The organism is Desulfitobacterium nosdiversum, assembly GCF_049860565.1.
Classification (GTDB): Bacteria; Bacillota; Desulfitobacteriia; order Desulfitobacteriales; family Desulfitobacteriaceae; genus Desulfitobacterium_A; species Desulfitobacterium_A nosdiversum.
The window spans coordinates 3,249,127-3,269,788 of sequence record NZ_CP172056.1 but is presented as its reverse complement, the minus strand read 5'-3'; the positions used below and the strand labels follow the sequence as shown (position 1 = coordinate 3,269,788).

The 20,662-nt window shown below is 41.1% G+C and carries 21 protein-coding genes, 1 pseudogene and 1 riboswitch; of the genes and pseudogenes, 19 read left to right on the top strand and 3 right to left on the bottom strand.

Annotated elements, in window-relative coordinates:
- Complete coding sequence (locus ACHOLT_RS15905; RefSeq protein ID WP_425802537.1) at positions 1-381, top strand: hypothetical protein; 381 nt, start codon at positions 1-3, stop codon at positions 379-381.
- 65 nt (positions 382-446) lie between these two features.
- On the opposite strand, the gene ACHOLT_RS15900 is transcribed toward ACHOLT_RS15905, so the two are convergent.
- Positions 447-773: a FlxA-like family protein gene (locus ACHOLT_RS15900; protein WP_425802535.1), complete on the bottom strand. Its 327-nt coding sequence runs from the start codon at positions 771-773 to the stop codon at positions 447-449.
- Between the two features lie 238 nt (positions 774-1,011).
- Here ACHOLT_RS15900 and ACHOLT_RS15895 point away from each other — a divergent pair, with 238 nt between their 5' ends.
- The 3 genes from ACHOLT_RS15895 to ACHOLT_RS15885 all read left to right on the top strand — a co-directional run bounded on the left by ACHOLT_RS15895 (position 1,012) and on the right by ACHOLT_RS15885 (position 3,875).
- Complete coding sequence (locus tag ACHOLT_RS15895; RefSeq protein ID WP_425802532.1) at positions 1,012-2,400, top strand: sodium-dependent transporter; 1,389 nt, start codon at positions 1,012-1,014, stop codon at positions 2,398-2,400.
- Positions 2,401-2,598: 198 nt separating this feature from the next.
- Positions 2,599-3,051 (top strand): SHOCT domain-containing protein, encoded by a 453-nt coding sequence (locus ACHOLT_RS15890; RefSeq protein ID WP_425802530.1) that lies wholly within the window; start codon positions 2,599-2,601, stop codon positions 3,049-3,051.
- Between the two features lie 134 nt (positions 3,052-3,185).
- Complete coding sequence (locus tag ACHOLT_RS15885) at positions 3,186-3,875, top strand: SOS response-associated peptidase (RefSeq protein WP_425802527.1); 690 nt, start codon at positions 3,186-3,188, stop codon at positions 3,873-3,875.
- Positions 3,876-3,968: 93 nt separating this feature from the next.
- Here ACHOLT_RS15885 and ACHOLT_RS15880 read toward each other — a convergent pair whose 3' ends face one another.
- Positions 3,969-4,871, bottom strand: a complete 903-nt coding sequence (locus ACHOLT_RS15880) for a DUF1847 domain-containing protein (protein ID WP_425802524.1) — start codon at positions 4,869-4,871, stop codon at positions 3,969-3,971.
- Positions 4,872-5,058: 187 nt separating this feature from the next.
- Positions 5,059-5,243: riboswitch (cobalamin riboswitch) on the top strand.
- 132 nt (positions 5,244-5,375) lie between these two features.
- On the opposite strand from ACHOLT_RS15880, the gene ACHOLT_RS15875 reads away from it, so the two are divergent.
- The 15 genes and pseudogenes from ACHOLT_RS15875 to ACHOLT_RS15805 form a co-directional block, all read left to right on the top strand.
- Positions 5,376-6,149, top strand: coding sequence for an energy-coupling factor ABC transporter permease (locus ACHOLT_RS15875; RefSeq protein WP_425808101.1), 774 nt, complete (start codon positions 5,376-5,378; stop codon positions 6,147-6,149).
- The gene (locus ACHOLT_RS15870) at positions 6,146-6,445 is read left to right on the top strand and encodes an energy-coupling factor ABC transporter substrate-binding protein (protein ID WP_425802521.1); all 300 of its coding nucleotides are present in this window, start codon (positions 6,146-6,148) and stop codon (positions 6,443-6,445) included. Before ACHOLT_RS15875 ends, ACHOLT_RS15870 begins: the two co-directional genes overlap by 4 nt.
- Positions 6,442-7,230 (top strand): cobalt ECF transporter T component CbiQ, encoded by a 789-nt coding sequence (gene cbiQ / locus ACHOLT_RS15865; protein ID WP_425802518.1) that lies wholly within the window; start codon positions 6,442-6,444, stop codon positions 7,228-7,230. Before ACHOLT_RS15870 ends, cbiQ begins: the two co-directional genes overlap by 4 nt.
- Entirely contained in the window at positions 7,223-8,083 is an 861-nt protein-coding gene (locus tag ACHOLT_RS15860; RefSeq protein ID WP_425802515.1) for an energy-coupling factor ABC transporter ATP-binding protein, read from the top strand. The genes cbiQ and ACHOLT_RS15860 overlap by 8 nt, the downstream gene beginning before the upstream one ends.
- Positions 8,084-8,210: 127 nt before the next feature.
- Positions 8,211-10,895, top strand: a complete 2,685-nt coding sequence (polA, locus tag ACHOLT_RS15855) for a DNA polymerase I (protein WP_425802512.1) — start codon at positions 8,211-8,213, stop codon at positions 10,893-10,895.
- Between the two features lie 43 nt (positions 10,896-10,938).
- On the top strand, positions 10,939-11,760 hold the full coding sequence (gene mutM, locus ACHOLT_RS15850; RefSeq protein ID WP_425802509.1) for a bifunctional DNA-formamidopyrimidine glycosylase/DNA-(apurinic or apyrimidinic site) lyase: 822 nt from the start codon (positions 10,939-10,941) through the stop codon (positions 11,758-11,760).
- A 42-nt stretch (positions 11,761-11,802) separates the two neighbouring features.
- Complete coding sequence (locus ACHOLT_RS15845; protein WP_425802506.1) at positions 11,803-13,680, top strand: ABC-F family ATP-binding cassette domain-containing protein; 1,878 nt, start codon at positions 11,803-11,805, stop codon at positions 13,678-13,680.
- Positions 13,681-13,777: 97 nt separating this feature from the next.
- Positions 13,778-14,437: a sporulation membrane protein YtaF gene (gene ytaF, locus ACHOLT_RS15840; RefSeq protein ID WP_425802504.1), complete on the top strand. Its 660-nt coding sequence runs from the start codon at positions 13,778-13,780 to the stop codon at positions 14,435-14,437.
- Between the two features lie 24 nt (positions 14,438-14,461).
- Entirely contained in the window at positions 14,462-15,067 is a 606-nt protein-coding gene (gene coaE / locus ACHOLT_RS15835) for a dephospho-CoA kinase (RefSeq protein ID WP_425802501.1), read from the top strand.
- A gap of 39 nt (positions 15,068-15,106) precedes the next feature.
- Complete coding sequence (locus ACHOLT_RS15830) at positions 15,107-15,685, top strand: lytic transglycosylase domain-containing protein (protein WP_425802498.1); 579 nt, start codon at positions 15,107-15,109, stop codon at positions 15,683-15,685.
- A gap of 50 nt (positions 15,686-15,735) precedes the next feature.
- Positions 15,736-16,020: a metal-sensitive transcriptional regulator gene (locus tag ACHOLT_RS15825; protein WP_425802496.1), complete on the top strand. Its 285-nt coding sequence runs from the start codon at positions 15,736-15,738 to the stop codon at positions 16,018-16,020.
- A gap of 133 nt (positions 16,021-16,153) precedes the next feature.
- Positions 16,154-16,618 carry an HTH domain-containing protein gene (locus tag ACHOLT_RS15820; RefSeq protein WP_425802494.1) on the top strand — a complete coding sequence of 155 codons (465 nt, stop codon included), beginning with the start codon at positions 16,154-16,156 and terminating at the stop codon, positions 16,616-16,618.
- A complete protein-coding gene (locus ACHOLT_RS15815; protein ID WP_425802491.1) occupies positions 16,567-17,235 on the top strand; it encodes an IS3 family transposase in 669 nt (222 codons plus the stop codon). The genes ACHOLT_RS15820 and ACHOLT_RS15815 overlap by 52 nt, the downstream gene beginning before the upstream one ends.
- A gap of 529 nt (positions 17,236-17,764) precedes the next feature.
- Positions 17,765-19,303 (top strand): group II intron reverse transcriptase/maturase, encoded by a 1,539-nt coding sequence (ltrA, locus tag ACHOLT_RS15810; RefSeq protein WP_425802489.1) that lies wholly within the window; start codon positions 17,765-17,767, stop codon positions 19,301-19,303.
- A gap of 37 nt (positions 19,304-19,340) precedes the next feature.
- Positions 19,341-19,625, top strand: a pseudogene (locus ACHOLT_RS15805) (IS3 family transposase); the annotation flags it as partial.
- Positions 19,626-20,006: 381 nt separating this feature from the next.
- Here the strand turns inward: ACHOLT_RS15805 and ACHOLT_RS15800 are convergent.
- Positions 20,007-20,210, bottom strand: coding sequence for a hypothetical protein (locus tag ACHOLT_RS15800; RefSeq protein WP_425802487.1), 204 nt, complete (start codon positions 20,208-20,210; stop codon positions 20,007-20,009).
- Positions 20,211-20,662: the final 452 nt, after the last annotated feature.

Below are 20,662 nucleotides of genomic sequence, written 5' to 3'. Positions count from 1 at the left end.
ATGTATATTTCCCTTACGGATTTTTTACTAATTATTGTTGTATTAGTGGTTGTTTTGCTAGGTATATACGCCGTTATTACATTGAGAAATATGAATTCACTGATCAAAGGGCTTGGAAATCTCTTGGAGAAAAATGCTGATCCGTTTACTAAGTCAATGGCGCTCTTGCCGGAGACCATTAAAAACACAGGCTTTTTGGCAAAATCGGCTCAAGAACAGATTGAGGATATTGGCTCAACAGTCGATGCTTTGGGTAGCAGCTTCGTTGAGACAGCGGTATCTCTGAATGAGAAGACAGTTAGTGGAGTATCTTTTATTAAGACAATTGTTGATGTGGTAAGTCTTATTAAAGATTACCTGGATTCACGTCGAGAGAATTGAAATGTAAAACATAGAAAATCAACCATGTTTTCATAGAAACCATGGTTGATTTTATATGTTTTTACTTAAACAAGATAATCGATATTTCCACTCTTATTAACCGTGGATGTTTGAACGCTGTTTAGATTTTCTGCTGCTTGAGTATTATTTACTTGGGTATTGTTGTTTATTTGATTTTTTTGTTTGAGCTGCTGGATTTGGGCTTGAAGCTGCTCTATTTGGGATTCAAGTAATTGAACTTTTTGTTGTTTTGTTTTAGAGTCATCAGTACTCTGATTTTCGGATTTGATTTGTTGCTGAAGTTTTTTTATCTGATTTTCAAGCTGTTGCACTTCGCTGGTATTACCAGTATTGCCTGTACTGGAGATTGAAGAAACGGATTGAACAGTCAAGTTAAGACCCCCTTAAAAGTTTTTATTAAATTGATCCTATAATGGCCTCAAGAAAGAAGTTAATTAAATTATAGTTTATAAAACCAGATGTTACCTGAAAGTTGTCTGAAAGTTTCCTGAATATGCTTTTTGTAAAATGACCGAATTACGTATGTTATAATACTTATTGTATGCGCAAAAGCTATTTTAGAAGCAAAAACGACAGAACAATTCACGACAGTAAAAGGAGTATTTAGTTATGCAAGACACGTGGTTGCAAGATACACAGTTAGGGAAAAAACCGCGCGAAGGATTTTCGAGTAGTGTAGGAGTTATTGCCGCAACTTTGGGGTCGGCAGTAGGCTTAGGAAATATCTGGAAGTTTCCATATGTAACGGGTCAAAACGGAGGAGCCGCATTTATTCTTATCTATTTGATTGCTGCACTGCTTATTAGTGCACCAATTATGTTATCTGAACTCATGATTGGACGAAAAACCCATGCAAATGCAGTGGGAGCGTTTAAAACGTTAGCAAAGCATGAGCCTTGGTTTTTAGTCGGTGTTTCAGGTGTTATAAGTTCTTTTTTAATCATGGCGTTTTATTCGTGTGTAGCAGGCTGGGTTTTTTCATATGTTTTTAAGGCTGTTGCAGGAACGATTGAATCAACAAGCCCTCAACAGACATTTGCCGTCTTTCAAACCTTAGTGAACGGAGTAGGAGAACCTCTTTTTTGGCAGCTCTTTGTACTCGCTTTTACAGGGACGATCATCATGGCTGGAGTTTCGAAAGGGATTGAACGGGTGACAAAAGCCCTAATGCCTATTCTCTTTGTGCTCCTTCTTATTGTAGATATTCGTTCATTGACGTTACCGGGAGCGTCCCAAGGATTGAAATTTCTGTTCCAGCCTGATTTTAGCAAGATCAGTATAAGTGTAATTTTGGCAGCCTTAGGTTTAGCCTTCTTTAAATTAAGTGTTGGAATGGGAACAATGACGACCTATGGGAGTTATATGGGAGAGAATGAAAATCTCCCCAAAACGGTGCTTACTGTAATGCTTTCGGATACACTTGTTTCCATCATGGCCGGAATTGCAATTTTTCCTGCGGTCTACGCATTTGGTTTTAAGCCGGATGCTGGGCCATCACTATTATTTATTACGATTCCCACAGTATTTAGTTCAATGCCTTTTGGCCGGTTTTTTATGATTTTATTCTTTATTCTTGTTGCTGTCGCAGCAACGGGTGCCATACTGTCCTTGCTTGAGGTTCCTGTTGCCTATATTGTTGAGGAATATAAAATCTCTAGGCGTATGGCAACACTCGGAACGATTATGGCCATTGCCTTAGTAGGTTCAACAGCAACACTTTCAACGACATTGCTTTCTCAAATGCATATCTTTGGCAAGAACTTTTTTGATTTATACGATTTTGTAACATCAAATATCTTGCTGCCCTTAGGGGGAATTTTCTTTGCTATCTTTGTCGGATGGCGTTGGGGATTTGAAGATATGTTTGAGGTGTTTAGTAATCATGGGCGTTTGAAGAATGAGGGGTTGGCAAGGATATATTTTATCCTAGTCAAGTTTTTCGCACCAGTTGCTATTGCCCTTGTTCTTTTAACAGGTTTAGGATTTATACAGTTTTAATTAGGTATGTTTTACTCAATAAAATATCTGAATTTATAGGAGCAGTTTCTTACAACCCTTTGGGTTATAAGCAGCTGCTCTTTTTGGTGAAGAGTTTGAATTGCATAAGTTTGGACTTTTGACATAACTTTGTCAAAGTTTTGTCACAACAGTACTTTAATATCTTGTATATCAAGAAGGCGAGGGACGTGATTTTATATGAGATATGGATTTGAGCTAAATCGTGGTTATTCCATGGGGTGGTCAAGTGGTGGCAGTATGATTATATTTTTTATTTTACTTATTTTAACAGTTGTTGTTTTCTTTGGCTTAATGAATGAGTTAGCGAGAAAAAGCAATCATCCTGAACTGAACAGACTTTCTAAAATCCTCAAAGAAAAGTATGCCAGACATGAAATCAGTGCCGATGAGTATCAAGAAAGAAGTATGATTCTCGAAGACGAATATTGGCTGGATTCTAATAATCCTAGAATGATATCCTTACAAGAACAGTACGCAAAGTGTGAAGTTGATTCCAGAGAATATGTTAAAAGAAGAAAAGAAATAAAAGAAAATAGATATCAGTCGGCCTTGGATATCCTTCGAGAGAGGTATGCGAAGGGTGAAATTTCTGCTGAAGAGTTTCAAAAGAGAAAAACTGATATTCAATAACCAAGTCTGGATTAAAAAATGGGTTTTGCAAAACGAACAATTAAGTTCATTTCGCAAAACCCATTTTTCCTTCAACTTAAATTCTGGCCAGTTTTAAGAGTTTAGATGTAAAATAGTAAAAAGAGGTGATCAAAATGTGCGGACGTTTTACCCTTATAGATTTTGAGGAAATTGCTGAGCGATTTCAAATCAGCGACGATTCTGTGGAATTAAAACCACGGTATAACATAGCGCCTTCTCAAGAGATACCCGTTATACTTAACCAAGGTTCAAATTCACTTGCTTTTTTTCAGTGGGGTCTAATCCCATCCTGGGCTAAAGATCCTGCTATCGGTAATAAAATGATCAACGCAAGAGTAGAAACAATCGATGAAAAGCCAGCGTTTAAATCTCTTTTACGACAAAAACGCTGTTTAATCCCGGCGGACGGGTTCTATGAATGGAAAAGGTCAGGAACGTTTAATCAACCCTATCGTATTACGCTTAAAAATAACCGCTTATTTAGTTTTGCAGGTCTATGGGATACATGGAGCTCACCGACAGGAGAGGTGATTAATTCCTGCACTGTTATTACCACAACTTCTAATGAACTTATCGAGACAATCCATACGCGAATGCCGGCGATCCTTACGCCAGAGCAGGAGAAGTTATGGTTGGATCCAAAGATTACAGACAGCCAATTTCTGAAGAGTTTACTCCGGCCTTACCCGTCGGACTTAATGACTGCCTATGAAGTTTCGAAGATCGTCAATTCACCAAAATATGACCAGCCGGAATGTATAGAACCGTTCGAGGATAATTCTCTTTTTAAGGATTTTAAATAATTCATAAGGTCATATTTTGCATTATAACACCTCGCTGTCATGGGCGCCTGTAGAGTAAAGACGGGTAATCCAGCCAATGTAGTAAATCCGTGATTATTGTAATAATGACTGTAAATACTTGGAGAAACCTCCTGCTAAACTATTTACCTTTTTATATCCTTTCAGAGAAAGGAACATTACCCCGTAAATGGATTGGATCCCTCCATTACAGTAAAGGATAATTTCTTTTCGCTTATCTGGCAGTATCTTCATATATTGTTTGGGAAGATCATTTAAAGTGCAATGGATTGAACCGGGTATGCCATTTTGCTTAAAGGAGTCTGCATTTCGTAAGTCCAGAAGATATAAATCTTCTGGGCTTTGTTGATTTTTTACTTTGGTCTTAAATTCTTCAACTTTAATTAAGTTAAAGTCATTTGGAATTTCTTCGATAAATGTGTCTTCTAAGGGCTGATGACCAGGCAATCCAAGGAGAGGATTGTGCTGTAATACTCGATCTTTTACAACAAAAGTAGTAAAGTCCATTTTTAAATTTTTTTGGAGGAGAATATCATGACCTAGACAAAGCCCCATTAAGAGTGTAAATTCAACGTCTGAGGAATTGAGGATGTTGGCTTGACCCAGCGGGTTACAAGAAACTACGTTGGTCGTTTTATTAGGATCAATTTGAGATTCCTTAATTCCATCCACAGTACAAGAAATCATGGTAGGTTTAAGATTATTTTGCTTAAGATAATTTCTGAGAAGCAGGGCATCTTTTTCCATACTGTAACAGTAAGCCACACCAATTTTTATATAACCGCGTAACTGACAATATTCTACGATTTCGTTTAGTCGCGTTAGGGTTCCGGCTCGGCCATTGTCAATTAATTCAGAGGCTGTTTTAGTATAAATTTGATAATCAGAAGAAGCGTACTTTTCAATGTAGTCATGGCTTCGATCAGAGCATGGTTCCTGTTTTCTGCATCCTTTAATCGAACATTTTGTGCAATCCATCTTTACCTCCATAAGTATAAAATGAAATTTCTTTGTTTAGAACATATACCCCATATGGGTATATGTCAAGACTTATTATTCAGCATGCCTGAATATATTCGCAAAGAATTAGAAATCATGTCTACATAAGCATAATCTAAGGACAACTCTACAAATCCATTTTATTTGATGTTATAATCATCTTAATAATTAAATATCGGAAATGAGTAAATTTTTCTAAGGAAAAATTGAAAAGGGAAGTCAGAGAAGCTGACGCGGTACCCGCCACTGTAATAGGGAGTTAGCTTACAGGATGTCACTGAGATATTCTCGGGAAGACGTAAGTTAATGGAGATCTTAAGCCAGGAGACCTGCTCATTCCAATCCTTACAACTACCTACGGGATGTTAGGGAGGTAATGCGTGTATCTTGATTTCATTAACCAGATACAGTTACAAGCTCTAAGCCCTTCTGTTGTGAAGGGCTTTTAAATTTTTCAGATAGAGGACAGGTGAGTGTTGAGTGATGAAGAAAATAAGAAGCATATCATTTGCTTTATTCTATTGTCTATCGGTATTTATGATCTTTCCGAAGAACGCCTACGCCATGCATATAGCTGAAGGATTTCTCCCTATGAACTGGGCAGCCTTTTGGTGGATGATCATGCTTCCATTTCTCTATTTAGGATTGCGGTCAATCAATAATACCGTTAAAGATAATGTGAATCTCAAAATGCTTTTAGCCATGTCAGGTGCCTTTATCTTCGTCCTGTCCGCTTTAAAAATCCCTTCAGTTGCTGGGAGCAGTTCTCATCCAACGGGTGTAGGTCTAGGCTCGATTCTTTTTGGACCAACGGCAATGAGTGTTCTTGGGGTTATCGTACTCATCTTTCAGGCTATTCTTTTAGCCCACGGCGGTCTGACAACACTTGGGGCAAATACATTCTCCATGGCTATTGTAGGACCTTTTGTTTCCTACGGTACATATAAGCTCTTTGAAAGATTAGGGACTTCAAAAGGTATTGCAGTTTTTATGGCTGCAGCTTTGGGAGATCTTATGACTTATATAACAACAGCTATGCAGCTGGCTTTGGCCTTTCCATCAGCCCATGGCGGTGTATTTGCATCTGCTCTGAAGTTCATGGGGATTTTTGCGGTCACCCAAATTCCGTTGGCGATTAGCGAAGGTCTGATCACTACCTTAGTATTTAATCTCTTAACCGTCTATAGTGGTAAGGAGTTAAAACAACTAGCTTTGATGCAATGCAAAAAAGAACCCGAGCTTGAGGTGGAAAAATGAAGCCTTACGTAAAAAACAGCCTTTTGGCCATTTGCGCGGTCTTGATTATTTTTATGCCTTTAGTTTTCTCAAAAGGAGAATTTATCGGTGCAGACGACAAGGCGACAACGGCAATACAGGGGATTGATCCGAATTATCAACCTTGGTTTAAGCGTATATATCAACCGCCCGGAAGTGAGGTAGAGTCCTTGCTTTTTGCTGTTCAAGCGGCGGCGGGAAGCGGAATTGTATGTTTTTATTTAGGCTATAAAAAAGGTCAGAAGAAGTCTAACTCTCATGAAAGGAAAGTTTCATGATAAGTATTGATCAGTATGTTTATGCAAATAAGCTTATGGAAGTTCATCCTATTGAGAAGTTTTCATTGACGATCACTACGATGGTCGTCTGTTTAAGTTCGCCATCTATTTATACCCCTATATTGGCTATGATTATCATGGCATGGCTGGTTATTGTAAAAGCGGGAATTCCAGCTAAGTTTTTTATTCATTTACTGGGAATTCCCATTGTTTTTTTGCTGATGGGTGAACTGACTCTTGTTTTTTCAATTTCGAATAGAATCGAAGATTTTTTATATTATTGGGGATCTGGTAGCTATATTATAGGAATAACCCTCCTGGATATAAATAATGCTTTGCTGCTTTTTTTCAAATCACTGGGCACGGTTTCATGTCTTTACTTCCTTGCGTTAACGACGCCGATGGTAGAAATTATAGCCGTTCTCCGCAAACTTAAAATGCCTAAACTATTTATTGAACTGATGAGTTTAATCTATCGATTTATTTTCGTATTGTTGGAGTCAGCGGCTGCAATATATATGGCGCAGGGCTCTAGATTGGGTTACGTAACCTTGAGAAGTTCATTTCGATCCATAAGCCACTTGATTTATGCTATTTTTGTACGATCTATTCAACGCTCTCAGATGCTTGCAACAGCGCTGGAAGCGCGGTGTTATCAGGGTGAGATCCGGGTTTTAGAAAAAGAATTTGCGGTTTCAAAACGGAGTATTGTGTTCATCATCATGGTCGAGTCGGTTTTGATTTTGTCCAGCGTCATTTTAAAGGGAGGCAACTTTTTTGGCTGAAACGATTTTAGAGGCAGTAGACCTAGAATTTTCGTATACCGACGGAACAAAGGCATTAAGAAAAGTAAATTTAGCGATGCAGCGCGGTGAAAAAATTGCCGTTCTTGGTTCAAATGGAGCTGGGAAAACGACGCTGTTTTTACATTTTAACGGTATACTTAAACCTCGAAAGGGCAGCATTTACTTCAAAGGACAAGCTATTTCTTATAAAGGTGCTGAACTAAAGAATCTTCGCAGTAAGGTGGGGATAGTGTTTCAAGATCCAGACAGCCAGCTCTTTTCGGCAAGTGTCTTGCAAGAGGTGTCTTTTGGCCCAATGAATCTTGGTATAAATTCTGCCGAAGTGCGCCGTTTAGTGGATAAGGCTCTTCAGGACACAGAAACAAGTGATCTTATCGATCGACCAACTCATATGCTGAGTTTTGGGCAAAAGAAAAGGGTTTCCATTGCCGATATCCTAGCCATGGAACCTGAAGTTATAATTTTTGATGAACCGACTGCATGGTTAGATCCGCGGCATGCACGCGAATTTATGGAGCTTCTTAATGAGCTGAGTCAAAATGGGAAGACAATTATCATTTCAACCCATGATGTTGATTTAGCTTATTCATGGGCAGATAAGCTTTTTGTTATGAAAGAAGGACAATTGCTTAAAGAAGGTAAACCAGAAGAGATTTTCTGCGCAGAAGATATCATCAAGGCTGCAGATTTAAGTCTTCCTTGGCTTGTGGAGCTGCATGATCAATTGATTCAGATGGGGTTGTTCGCTGCAGATTCCGCTCTGCCGAGAACCAAAGAGGAATTATATGAACGTTTATCAGAAGTAAATATAAAAAGAATTTCTAGGAGTTAATAATATCTACATGCTATTAGAACATGCTTTCAGTGCGATTATAATTTGCTGGAAGCTTTTTTGATGTTGAATTGGCACAAGATGTATCAGTATGATATAGTATTGTCGGTAAGAAAGGGGTTTTTATATGTCGAAAATCCTAATTCTCGATGGAAACAGCCTGGCTAACCGGGCTTTTTATGCATTGCCCATGCTGACAACGAAAGAGGGCAAACCTACCAATGTTTTGCATGGCTTCATGACCATGCTTCTCCGGCTTTTGGCTGAACAAAAACCGGATTATTGGATTGTTGCCTTTGATAAAACAAAGGCAACGGTGCGGATTGAACAATTTGCGGCATATAAGGGGAATCGTAAAGAAACGCCTGATGCCTTGAGACCTCAGTTTGATTACTTAAAAGAAGTGCTCGCCGCATTTGCAGTCCCCATTATTGAATGCGCCGGATATGAAGCAGATGATCTGATTGCCACAGTAACAACGAAAGCGGAAGAACGCGACTGGAATGTCCAGATTTATACGGGTGACAGGGATGCGTTGCAGCTTATATCGCCCAAAACAACGGTTTATTTAACACGTAAAGGTATCAGCGAAGTGGATGAGTACAATGAAGAAGCGCTTTATGCGAAGTATCAGCTTCGGCCTGCTCAAATCATTGATCTAAAAGGGTTGATGGGTGATGCATCGGATAATATTCCAGGGATACCCGGAGTAGGTGAAAAAACAGCGTTAAAGCTCCTCGGAGAATATGAAACAGTCGAGAACGTTTTGGCTCATAGCGATGAAATAAAAGGGAAAAAGCTTCAGGAAAATATAAGGACTTATGCGGATCAGGCCCGCCTAAGCAAAAAACTTGCAACCATGCTTCATGAAGTCCCTTTGGAAATGGATCTTGAAAAGTTTAGCTATCGCCGACCAGATGAAGCGGAATTTGCAACGGTTTTGGATAAATATACACTGAAAAATGTCGCTCGCATTTGGCACCAAAATCATGCAGAAAACTTAGATGATTCAAAAGAGGCAAGCACTGAGAATGCAGATAATCAAGATAATCCAGAAACAGCAAGCAGTGAAAATACAAATACAAATACACTGCTTGATGGTTGGCCTGCTAAAGAATTAAATTCCGAGGAATGGATTCAACAGCTTGACAATTGGAGAGCCGCCAAGCAGCCGGTTACCTTGTCATACAAAATTACACCTGGAAATCCTCATTGGAGCCGTGTGCTTGAATGGGGAATTGCCGTTCAGAAAAATACGTACAGCCTACTCTGGGCAGAAGCAGATCCAGCAGTTAAACGCTCATTTGCTTCATTTTTAGAGGATTCTGAGGTTTCGAAGACAGTGGGTGATGGGAAAGCTTTATATAGTGTCCTGCAGAATGAAGAAATGACATTGCGGGGTGTCAGCTTGGATTTAAGTCTGGCAGCTTATCTTATTAATCCCACCCGAACTAAATTCGACGCAGTGGAACTGGTTCGAGAATATGTTCCCGGGTATCCTGATTTTTCAAGTCTTACGGAAGAAGTTTCAGCCCTTGCACAAGTGGCAGATCGTTATAAAGAAACCTTAGAAGAACTCGGCTTAACGGCATTGCTGCACCAAGTGGAAGAACCTCTAAGCTTCGTATTGGCTCGAATGGAGAGAACCGGTATTGGCGTTGATGCGGAACAACTGAAATCGTTTGGCGAAGGTTTGACCACGGAACTGCAGCGTTTGGAACAGGAGATCTATTTGCTGGCCGGAGAATCGTTTAACCTCAATTCTCCGCATCAGCTCGGGCATGTTCTTTTCGAGACTCTCGGCTTGCCCCCCGTCAAAAAGACAAAAACGGGATATTCAACCGACGCGGAAACACTTGAAGAGCTTAAAATGTCTCATCCTATAGTTGAGAACGTTCTGGATTATCGTCAATTGAGCAAGCTGATGTCGACTTATGTCAATGGCCTGCTGGCGCAGATTAAGGAGGGAAAAATTCATACAACCTTCCAGCAAACGGTTACTGCGACCGGACGATTATCCAGTACAGAACCCAATCTTCAAAATATCCCGATTCGCTTGGAGCAGGGCAGACTTCTAAGAAAAGTTTTCCAAGCTCCCCATAAGGATTGGGTGCTGCTCTCAGCTGATTATTCTCAAATTGAGCTTCGTATTCTAGCTCATTATTCTAAGGATGAAGTACTTTCCGAGTCATTTGCTCTGGGTCAGGATGTCCATACCCGGACAGCGTCTGAAGTTTTCGGCGTGCCGATGGAGGAAGTTACAAAGGATATGCGCCGGAAAGCAAAGGCTGTCAATTTCGGGCTTGTCTATGGGTTGACGGAATTTGGGCTTTCTAGGGATGTAGGGATTCCGCGGAAAGAAGCGAAGTATTATATTGAGAAGTATTTTGACCGGTATTCTGGAGTCAAGCGTTACTTAGCTGAGGTTGTTATTCAAGCGAAAGAAGAAGGAGAAGTTCGGACTCTGTTAAATCGGTTAAGACGGATTCCAGAGCTTCGCCATCCCAATCGAAATCAGCGTCAGTTTGGTGAACGGATTGCCATGAATACCCCGATTCAGGGAACGGCAGCGGATATTATGAAACTGGCAATGCTCGGAGTCGTTCAAGCCTTAGAACCCTTTCAGGCGGATGTTCTTTTACAAGTACACGATGAACTGGTGGTTCAAGTTGCACCGGAAGAGCTTGATCAGGTTGCGAAAATTGTGAAGGAAGAAATGGAGAATGCATTCCCTCTTTCTGTTCCGTTAACAGTAGAATGTAAAACCGGAAGAAATTGGTATGAAATGGAGCCGTTTTTTACAGATAAATGAGAAGTTATAGATTGAGAAAGTTCTTAAGGTGAGATGAAATAATATGCCTGAATTACCGGAAGTGGAAACGATTCGTCGAACGTTGGCTCAACATGTTCTTAATCAAACAATTGATGATGTTATTTTACGTTGGCCCGGAGCGGTCCGAGGCTGGGAGGCTATCCCGTTTGAACAGGGGGTTAGGGGACGGCAAATTCTCAGTATAGATCGAAGAGGCAAATATCTTCTGATCCACTTAGATGAAGATTGGACTCTGCTTGCCCATATGCGGATGACCGGACGACTGAACTATTATGAAGAAGAGCGGGAGCCGGAAAAACATACCCATGTGGTTTTCAAGTTATCCAAGGGAGAACTGCATTTTACGGACACCCGCAAATTTGGCCGGATACTGCTTGTTCCCACTGAGCAGTGCACAAAGCATCCTTCTTTATGTGTGCTTGGTCCAGAACCATTCGACCCGAACTTTACCCCAAAAGAGCTGGGGCAGCGCTTAAAGAATCGAAGTGTAGCCTTGAAAATTGCTTTGCTCGATCAGAAGGCAGTTGCAGGCTTGGGAAATATTTATGCGGATGAATCGCTATTTTTAGCAGGATTATCGCCGGAAAGAGCTGCTAATTCCTTAAAACCTAAAGAGCTCAAGGCCCTTCATGCAGCAATTCAAAAGGTGCTGCAAGCCGGAATTGACTCCCGGGGGACATCCTTTCGCGATTACCGGGATGCAAATGGGGAAAAAGGCAGCTTTCAAAGATCTCTTCAGGTTTATGGGCGCGGGGGAGAAAAATGTACGACCTGCGGGAAAATTCTTGTCCGCAAACGCTTAGGGGGCAGGACGACTGTCTTTTGTTCACACTGCCAACATTAAAAACAGTCCATAAGTGATTATAGCGAGGGAGTTTTTTCGATCATGAGCATACTGTACTGCCGGAACTGCGGAGTCGATATTTCTGGAGAACCCCTCTTCCGGCAAGTGACCTTCGGCATAGAACCCGGAGAAAAGATAGGGTTGGTGGGTCCTAACGGTGCGGGTAAAACAACTTTGCTTCGGGCCTGTCTGGGAGAATTACGATTGGAGAGCGGGCAGGTTCAAATTACGTGTTCCTATGGTTACCTTCCTCAGAATCCACTGCTGAAGGGGAACGGTACCGTTTGGGAAAGCATGTTGGAGGAGCGTTCGGAAATCATTCAGATGCGGGAACAGATGAGGACGCTTGAACAGCGGATGGCTGAAACAACAGAGGATAAAGTGTTTGAGCAATACAGTCTTTTAACAGAAGCGTATGAGCGTGCTGGAGGTTATGCTTTAGAAGCTCAAATCCGAAGGATTTTAGCGGGATTAGGCTTGGAAAATGAAACAAAAACCGATGTCGGTCGTTTAAGCGGGGGACAGAAAACACGCTTAGCCTTAAGCAAACTATTACTGAGTGCGCCTGAGCTTCTGGTTCTTGATGAACCTACGAACCACTTAGATATGGACGCCTTAGAATGGCTGGAAAATTTTTTGCGCGGGTATGCAGGGGCGGTCTTCGTTGTTTCTCACGATCGCTATTTTCTTGACCGAATTGCCCAAAAGATTCTTCACCTCGAAAATGGGACGTTGAAAGAATATACGGGCAATTATTCCGAGTATGAGCTTCAGCGAGCACTTGAAGAAAAAACATTGGAGCGGGAAGCAGAAAAACTCAATAAAAAGATAAGCCGGCTTGAAGAATATATCCGGAGGAATAAAGCGGGTGTTAACGCAAAACAGGCACGAGGAAGAGAAATACAGTTAAATAAGCTTAAGCCGATCCAAACCTCGAAATCAGGACGGGAAGTCCATTTCGATTTTCAGGCAGGTACACGCAGCGGTGACAAGGTTCTTATGCTTGAAGATGTAGGGGTTCGTTTTGGGGATCGTACGCTCTTTACCGAAGTGGAAATGGAATTGCGCAGAGGGGATCGGGTTGCACTCCTAGGTAAGAATGGAATCGGCAAGACGACCCTGCTTAAGGCCATTTCAGAAAAAATCCCTTTTGAAGGGGAGATACGCTTAGGAGCAAAGGTTCAGATCGGCTACTATTCACAGGAACATGAGGAGCTCAATCTTTGCGGGACAACCATTGACGAAATCCGTAATGCTTCTTCCTTAAAGGATCCCGAAATTCGCAATCTTTTAGCGCGTTTTGGCTTTATCGGTGAAGAGGTTTTTAAACCGGTCAGCGTTTTAAGCGGCGGTGAAAAAAGCCGTCTGGCTTTGGCTAAGCTTTTTTTGGCTCAGGGCAATCTGCTTTTGCTGGATGAGCCGACAAATCACCTTGATACAAAAATGCGTGATGTCTTAGAAGAAGCTTTGGCAGACTATGAAGGTACACTACTCATTGTTTCGCATGACCGTTATTTTTTGGACAGAGTGGTTAATAAAATTGCCCACTTAAAACCAACAGGTCTTCAACTGTACGAAGGTAATTACAGCGAGTATAAAGCACAAGTTCAGGAAGAGGCTGAGGCTGCAGCAGCGAATTTATCAAACTCAGTTTCTTCAGTATCACTCAATTCTTCGGCTGATCCCGCATCAAATCGCGAAAAAGGTATACGTGACCGCGAAACACAAAAAAGGAATAAACGTATTCTCAATTTAGAAAAACAGATTGCGGAGTTAGAAGAAAATCTCAAAGGAATCGAAGAGGCACTTGCTCAAACTGCGGCAAATTATGAGAAAGCTATGGAATTCCAGCAAGAGTACGATAAAGTAAAAGAACAGTTGGATACAATAATGATGGAGTGGTTAGAGCTCTCAGTTTAAGAAATCTGGCACGAGAAACCCAAAGTCCAAGGCATAGAAAAGCACCCGTCTGTGAGGTGCCCCATATATTATCCTAACCGTAAAAAGGAGGATGAATATGGGGACAGCAATTTTATTGGCATTAGCTTTAAGCCTAGATGGATTTGGTGTTGGAATGTCATATGGATTACGAAGGATTCGTATTCCCTGGGCGTCCATGTTAATGATTGCGTTTTGTACTATTATTGCCATGAGCTCGGCAGTACTTTTCGGCGGATGGTTTGTTCTTTGGATCAAGTTCCTCCCCCCGAATGTTTTAGGTGCGGTAATCTTGTTAAGCTTGGGGTCTCTTCAGGTCATTAGGGCTTTCCGACAAAGGAACAATGGTGAAGTTGAAGCGATATCAGTATCAACATTTAATGTAGCTGCTGAAGAACCCATTATTAAATTCCAATTTGAATTTTTGGGAATAGTCATTCAAGTACTTAGATATCCGGAGCAAGCAGACCTTGATGGGTCAGGGAGTATTTCGATTAAGGAAAGCGCATTATTAGGAACAGCTTTATCTCTGGATGCTTTTGCTTCAGGCCTGGCGGTTGGTGTATCGGCGGGGATTGTTCACTCATTGCCGATGATCTTCCTTGTTGCACTTACACAGATTTTGATGTTATTACTCGGACAGCTTGTAACTGGAATTGTTTCTGAGCAAGTACTTAAGCGAATTGGATTCTTACCCGGAACAATGCTGATAATCATTGGATTAGGCAAATTGATATGATAGTATAATATATGAGGTGGAAGAATGTGGACTATTGGGTTAAGCGGAGGGATCGGCAGCGGAAAATCTTCGGTCAGTCTGTGGTTGAAAAAACAAGCTATACCTGTTTTGGATGCGGATCAGACTGTTCATCGGCTGCTTAGTGAGGATCAACCAACGATCCGACGTATTGCCCAGGCTTTTGGTCAGGATATATTGGATCATCAGGGGAAGATAAACCGCAAAGCTTTGGGTACAAAGGTTTTTGATCATCCGGAAGCGAGAAAGCTCTTGGAAGAAATTCTTCACCCTCTTGTTAAAGGGAAGATGTTTAGTGAGCAAATGGCTTTAGCTGCAGCAGGGGAAAAGCTTTGTGTTTGGGATGTGCCGCTTCTTTTTGAGGCAGGTTTCAATTCATCCATGAATGAAGTTTGGGTTGTCTGGGTCACACCGGAGATTCAGGTAGAGAGGGTGATGAAGCGAGATTCTTATACTCGGGCTGAGGCTGAACTTAGAATAAAAGCTCAGTGGCCCTTAGAGGATAAAATAAAATTAGCGGATATTGTGATTGATAACTCAGGTACGTGGGAAAATACAGTGATACAGTTAGAAAATATTTTGGCAAGAATAAAAAAGAGAATGGGCATATAAGCTTATTAAATAGATTAAAATTTTAAACAAGGAGTTTGGATGAAGAAGAGACGATTATGGTTTCGCCTCATCAAAAGAGGTTTAATAGGTTTACTGGTGATTGTCATAGGGTTGGGACTGTTTTTTCAGACCTCGTATGCTCAAAAGCTGTTCTACCCTTATCCGTATCGTCCGATTGTTGAAAAATACGCGGTACAGTATGGGGTAGATCCCTTTTTAGTTATTGCAGTTATTCGGGCGGAAAGTAATTTTATGCCCCAATCGCAATCTCATAAAGGGGCTCAAGGCTTAATGCAGCTTATGCCTGATACAGCTGAATGGATTGCTAAAAGCAAGGGAGACAAGAGTTTTACGCTAGAGGATTTGAAAGATCCGGAAAAGAACATCCAATATGGAACATGGTATCTTGCAAGTCTTCAAAAGGAATTTAACAATACGACGTTGGTATTAGCCGCTTATAATGGAGGGCGGGGGCATGTCCAAGAATGGATAAAAACTCAGCAGCTGGATATTGACCACTTGCGAGTTGAAGACATTCCTTTTCAAGAAACCCGCAAATATGTCCAACGCGTTCTGTTTTATTATCCAAAATATAAGGCGCTCTACAGTACAGGATAAGGGGTTAATAACCAAGTACTAGTGGAGAGTGTAAGAAAGTAGGGGAACAAATGTCTGACATAAGTATTGATCCAAAGGACACTAAAAAAATCCTAACGCGTCTTAAAACGGTTCGCGGCCATGTTGCTGCAGTAGAACGAATGATTGAAGAGGGAAAGACGTGCGAAGAGATTTTGCTGCAGCTTGTTGCTATCCGTTCAGCAGTACAAAAAGTTTCTGTTGTTGTAGCTCAGCACTATGCGAATACATGTATGCTCGAAGCTTTGGAAAAAGGACAAAACCAGCAGGAAGTTATGAATAAGGCTGTAGAAACCCTTTTAAAGTTAAATCAGTAAATTGGGAAAAATAAAAAGAGCCTATAGATTGTAAAATGTACCCTGTAAAATGGACAGCAAAAAAGAGGCATCATGCCGAACTTTTTATGACTCTGTTTTACAGGGGCATTTTTTGTTATGCTGACTATGTGGAGTGGATGAAAAGATGGGAACAAATCGTTTTACAGAGGAACAGCAGGCAATGCTGCGGCAGAATCCATATGTAGTCAAGGTAAGTGAAACATCGATTACATATTCGGTTGACTTTAAAGAACGATTCTATCGTGAATATAAGGCTGGAAATATGCCTTCTGCTATTTTACGAGGGATGGGTTTTGATCCTCGTGTGTTGGGGAAAAAGCGGATTGACCGTTTTGTTGGAAATGTTAGTAAGTACGAGGCGCACAACGAAGATTTTCATGACCGGCGTAAAGATAGTACTGGTCGTCCAAGAACAAAAGACCTGACGTCCGAGGAGAAAATATCTCGCTTAGAGCATCAGGTTCAGTATTTAAAACAAGAGAATGAATTTCTAAAAAAAATCAACTTTTTAGAAAAGAAGGCACAATGGGAAGCCAAGCGGCGCCAGCAGAAAAATACAAGATCATCCAAAAAATGACCCGACGGGATAATAACTTTTTGAACATAACATGGCTGTGCAAATATGCCGGCGTTTCCCGTTCCGGATACTACCGTTGGCTGAAGGCTGCAGATGTGAGAACTGCACAATATGAACAGGACAAGAAAGACTTTGAGGTGATTCTGGCGGCTTACCAGTTCCGCGGTTATGACAAAGGAGTCCGAGGTATCTACATGCGACTGCTGCACCAGGGAATCCGTATGAACCGAAAGAAAATCTCGCGGCTGATGAAAAAGTTTGGACTGAAATGCACGATTCGGAAAGCAAATCCATACCGACGTATGGCAAAAGCTTTGAGAACCAGCAATGTAGCCGATAATCTTGTTAACCGTGAGTTCGAGGAACACGGCCCAAGGGCCATACTTTTAACAGATATTACTTACATGTTCTACCGCAACAGCCAGAAAGCGTATCTCTCAACAATTTTAGATGCCTGCACCAAGCAGGTGTTGGCATATGTAGTTAGCAACTCTTTGGAAGTGGACTTTGTATTAGAAACGGTCAATCATCTGATCCAAGAACACGGAATTTCTTTGAACAAGGAAACCATTATCCATTCAGATCAGGGCTGCCATGTGCGACAAGAAGTCGCATGATATATTGCCTAAAGGCTACCCCATCCATTCGGGGTAACTCTATTGTGACTAGCGTAGATGGTAACGTCTGGGTTAGAAAGCTCACAAGACAATGTGGAAGTCCGAGTAGCCTAAAGCTGGGATAACTGCTAGAGTAAGAAAGCTATGGAGAACGTAAAGTGAATCACTGTAGGAATCGTTACGCTGGAGGAAGCGAAATAGGCTGAAACGCTTCGACCAAAATGGTAAGGAGTCGAGCAAAGGCGAACTGATAAACCAATGCGAATGGATGAAGAACTCCCGGTTTAAAGGTGGCTCCTAAGGCTTTCACAATTATGTATCATGCGGAACTTGGTAAACCCTATATGCTCCTCACAAGAATGAGGTATCCAACCGCAAGGGAAAGAAACGGCATAGAGGGCAGAAGAAAAGGATAAAAAGCAAACGCTACTTTTGTAATGAAAGAAGATAGGGGTTCAAACTTTGCCCTAACTCGAAAGAGTGCTGACTTATCCTATGGTATTTCTTGGCAGAGACGGAAGGTAAACTTATGAATTTTAGTAATTCAACGACGGATAAAACCGAGAGACTAAAAGACAGAAACACACTTGCCAGTCAATGGGAGTCCATTGATTGGATGCAGGTGCAAAATGAAGTTAATAGGCTACAAACCAGAATTGCCAAGGCAACAGTGAAGGGCGACAAAAACAAAGTCAAAAGATTACAGTACTTACTAACACACTCATTCTATGCCAAAGCTCAGGCTGTAAAGAAAGTAACCTCGAATAAGGGAAAGAACACCTCTGGGGTAGACAAAAAACTATGGTCAACTGCAGCTTCAAAGATGAAGGCTGTATTAGCACTTACGGATAAACACTACAAAGCAAAACCCCTTAGGCGAGTCTTCATTGAAAAGAAAGGCAAGAACAAGAAACGACCGTTGGGAATCCCCACTATGTATGATAGGGCCATGCAAACACTCTATGCGCTAGCACTCGAACCCGTAGCTGAAACTACAGGCGACACTACATCTTTTGGTTTTCGTAAAGGAAGAAGCACTAAAGATGCCTGTGAACAGATATTTTGCGTACTAGCTAGGCAATGTTCTCCGACATGGATATTAGAAGGAGACATCAAAGGATGTTTTGACAACATCAACCATGGCTGGCTACAACAGAATATTCCGATGGACAAAAAAGTAATGAAGCAATTTCTAAAATCAGGGTTCATATACGAGGGCAACTTATTTCCTACAAACACAGGTTCACCACAAGGAGGAGCCATCTCAAGCCTATATGCAAACATAACGTTAGATGGTCTTGAAAAGTTAATTCAAGACAAATACCATCGAAATTCAAAGGGTAAAATAGAAAATCACTATCGGGCCAAAACCAAAGTAAATCTGGTGCGATACGCTGATGACTTTATCATTACCGCAAATACAAAAGAAATAGCAGAAGAACTGAAAGAAACTGTTAGTCAATTCCTAGAAAATCGCGGGCTAACTCTATCCGAAGAGAAAACAATGATTACGCATATAGATGACGGCTTCGACTTTCTTGGCTGGACATTTCGAAAGTTTAAAGGAAAATTGATTGTCAAACCATCAAAGAATTCCATCAAAGCCCTGACACGGAAATGCGCTACTATCATTCTGAAAGAAGGCAAAGCGGCGAGTCAGTCTGAAATAATTCGAAGGCTTAATCAAATCATTAGAGGGTGGACTAACTATCATAGACATGTCGTGGCAAGTCAAACTTTTTCTTACATCAATAACACTCTCTATCTTCTCTTGCAACAATGGGCAAAACATCGCCACCCCAACAAAAATAAATGGTGGCGACTAAACAAATATTGGCACGAAAAGAATGGGAAGAGATGGCTGTTCATGACGGATGAATACAGTCTCATCAATCTAAGAAGGATAGATATCGTCCGTCACCCTAAATTAAAGATATCTCAAAATCCCTTTATAGACGAAGAATACTTTACAAAGAGAAAAATGAAACTAGCCTCACTGATTGCCGCCAGAAATGGTAAAGAAATGCTTGAGCCGTATGAGCGGGAAACTCTCACGTACGGTTCTTAGACGAGGGAAAGGGAGTAATCCCTTTTCTTTAGTCGATTATACCAGCATATCATTCCAGGCCTTGCTCAAGGACAAAGAACTGCGTCAGTCTATGTCAAGGCGAGGGAATTGTTGGGACAACGCGCCTCAGGAGTCCTTCTTTGGCCATATGAAAGATGAAATCCACCTGGAAGGCTGCAATACATTCGAAGAATTAACGGTCATTATTGAAGACTATATGGATTACTACAACAATGATCGCTACCAATGGGATTTAGCCAAGCTGTCACCAAACCAGTACGAAAAATATCTCCGGACTGGAAATTATCCTATTCATGTGTAGATCGGATTTAATACAGGGCACTATGAGCGATTGTTCCAGCGAGTGAGAGCCACCGTTCCGTTTTACGAAGCCAGTATTCGGAAACAGCGAAACCACTCTGGGGTAGACTTGACATGGGACCCTACGACGGATGCTTCAATGGGTCGAGGGCTGTGGCTCAAATGATGTATTCCTTTGGGGTAAGCCCCATCCCTTTAATCTAGGGTAGCATCCGCCGCCCCCATATCAAGTCTTATTTTGAGTCATAAAGCAGGCTGTTAAGCAATGTCTTCTCAATAGATTTACCAAGGCTCTATGTCTCCGGAACTATGGCTCAATTTTTCCATACAAGCGGCTCACTGTATTCCGGAACGACGGCTCTTTCGCATCGGTATATTAAGATCAAAACGGTATTTCTTCCGGAATAGAGATGCCATGTATGCGACACAGTGATTCTAATAACTCTATTTTTTTATTTGCTTCATCCAGAGAACTCTTCACTGACCAGTAATCACTGCGGAGCTGTTCGAAAAAGTCTTCTAACTGCTCGTATTCTTTTTTGAAGTTTTGCTTTGATGAGCGAAATCTTTTTACAGTAGCTTTCATAATGTTTATAGATATGCGGATATATTTAACGCTGGCAGTCATATCGAAGTGATATAACTGCCAGCGTTTGCTTGCATATCTCCTCCGTAAAACCCATTTAAGCAGTTTCACAGAGATTTTATAGGCCCTTTTTTTAAATTGTCCTTGACATGGGGGGCACTTTATTGAGCATCAATTTATAGGCTCTTTTTTGCTTTCATATAACAATAAAAAAGATACTATAACTTTCTCTAAATCACTTCCATTATGGCGCACTTATCGACAAAAATAATATCGAAAAAAGCTAAAAAAAAACACTTTGCTTTCCTAAAAAGATATTGACGAGAATTAGAGAGCGAGGTATATTGAAGTCAGAAGAACCCCTACCCGGGGGATAGGGAGATGAGACAAGATGATGTTGGAATGTTCACATTGCGGGCAACTTATCTCAGAATTTCGTCCTAAGTTTTTTA

Coding starts and splice junctions, on each gene's coding strand:
- ACHOLT_RS15880 (WP_425802524.1), bottom strand. CDS start 4,871: ATGGATTGCACAAAATGTTCGATTAAAGGATGCAGAAAACAGGAACCA.
- ACHOLT_RS15825 (WP_425802496.1), top strand. CDS start 15,736: ATGTCTGACATAAGTATTGATCCAAAGGACACTAAAAAAATCCTAACG.
- ACHOLT_RS15890 (WP_425802530.1), top strand. CDS start 2,599: ATGAGATATGGATTTGAGCTAAATCGTGGTTATTCCATGGGGTGGTCA.
- ACHOLT_RS15870 (WP_425802521.1), top strand. CDS start 6,146: ATGAAGCCTTACGTAAAAAACAGCCTTTTGGCCATTTGCGCGGTCTTG.
- coaE (WP_425802501.1), top strand. CDS start 14,462: ATGTGGACTATTGGGTTAAGCGGAGGGATCGGCAGCGGAAAATCTTCG.
- ACHOLT_RS15885 (WP_425802527.1), top strand. CDS start 3,186: ATGTGCGGACGTTTTACCCTTATAGATTTTGAGGAAATTGCTGAGCGA.
- ACHOLT_RS15830 (WP_425802498.1), top strand. CDS start 15,107: ATGAAGAAGAGACGATTATGGTTTCGCCTCATCAAAAGAGGTTTAATA.
- ACHOLT_RS15875 (WP_425808101.1), top strand. CDS start 5,376: ATGAAGAAAATAAGAAGCATATCATTTGCTTTATTCTATTGTCTATCG.
- ACHOLT_RS15905 (WP_425802537.1), top strand. CDS start 1: ATGTATATTTCCCTTACGGATTTTTTACTAATTATTGTTGTATTAGTG.
- ltrA (WP_425802489.1), top strand. CDS start 17,765: ATGAATTTTAGTAATTCAACGACGGATAAAACCGAGAGACTAAAAGAC.
- ACHOLT_RS15815 (WP_425802491.1), top strand. CDS start 16,567: ATGGGAAGCCAAGCGGCGCCAGCAGAAAAATACAAGATCATCCAAAAA.
- polA (WP_425802512.1), top strand. CDS start 8,211: ATGTCGAAAATCCTAATTCTCGATGGAAACAGCCTGGCTAACCGGGCT.
- mutM (WP_425802509.1), top strand. CDS start 10,939: ATGCCTGAATTACCGGAAGTGGAAACGATTCGTCGAACGTTGGCTCAA.
- ACHOLT_RS15800 (WP_425802487.1), bottom strand. CDS start 20,210: ATGAAAGCTACTGTAAAAAGATTTCGCTCATCAAAGCAAAACTTCAAA.
- cbiQ (WP_425802518.1), top strand. CDS start 6,442: ATGATAAGTATTGATCAGTATGTTTATGCAAATAAGCTTATGGAAGTT.
- ACHOLT_RS15895 (WP_425802532.1), top strand. CDS start 1,012: ATGCAAGACACGTGGTTGCAAGATACACAGTTAGGGAAAAAACCGCGC.
- ytaF (WP_425802504.1), top strand. CDS start 13,778: ATGGGGACAGCAATTTTATTGGCATTAGCTTTAAGCCTAGATGGATTT.
- ACHOLT_RS15845 (WP_425802506.1), top strand. CDS start 11,803: ATGAGCATACTGTACTGCCGGAACTGCGGAGTCGATATTTCTGGAGAA.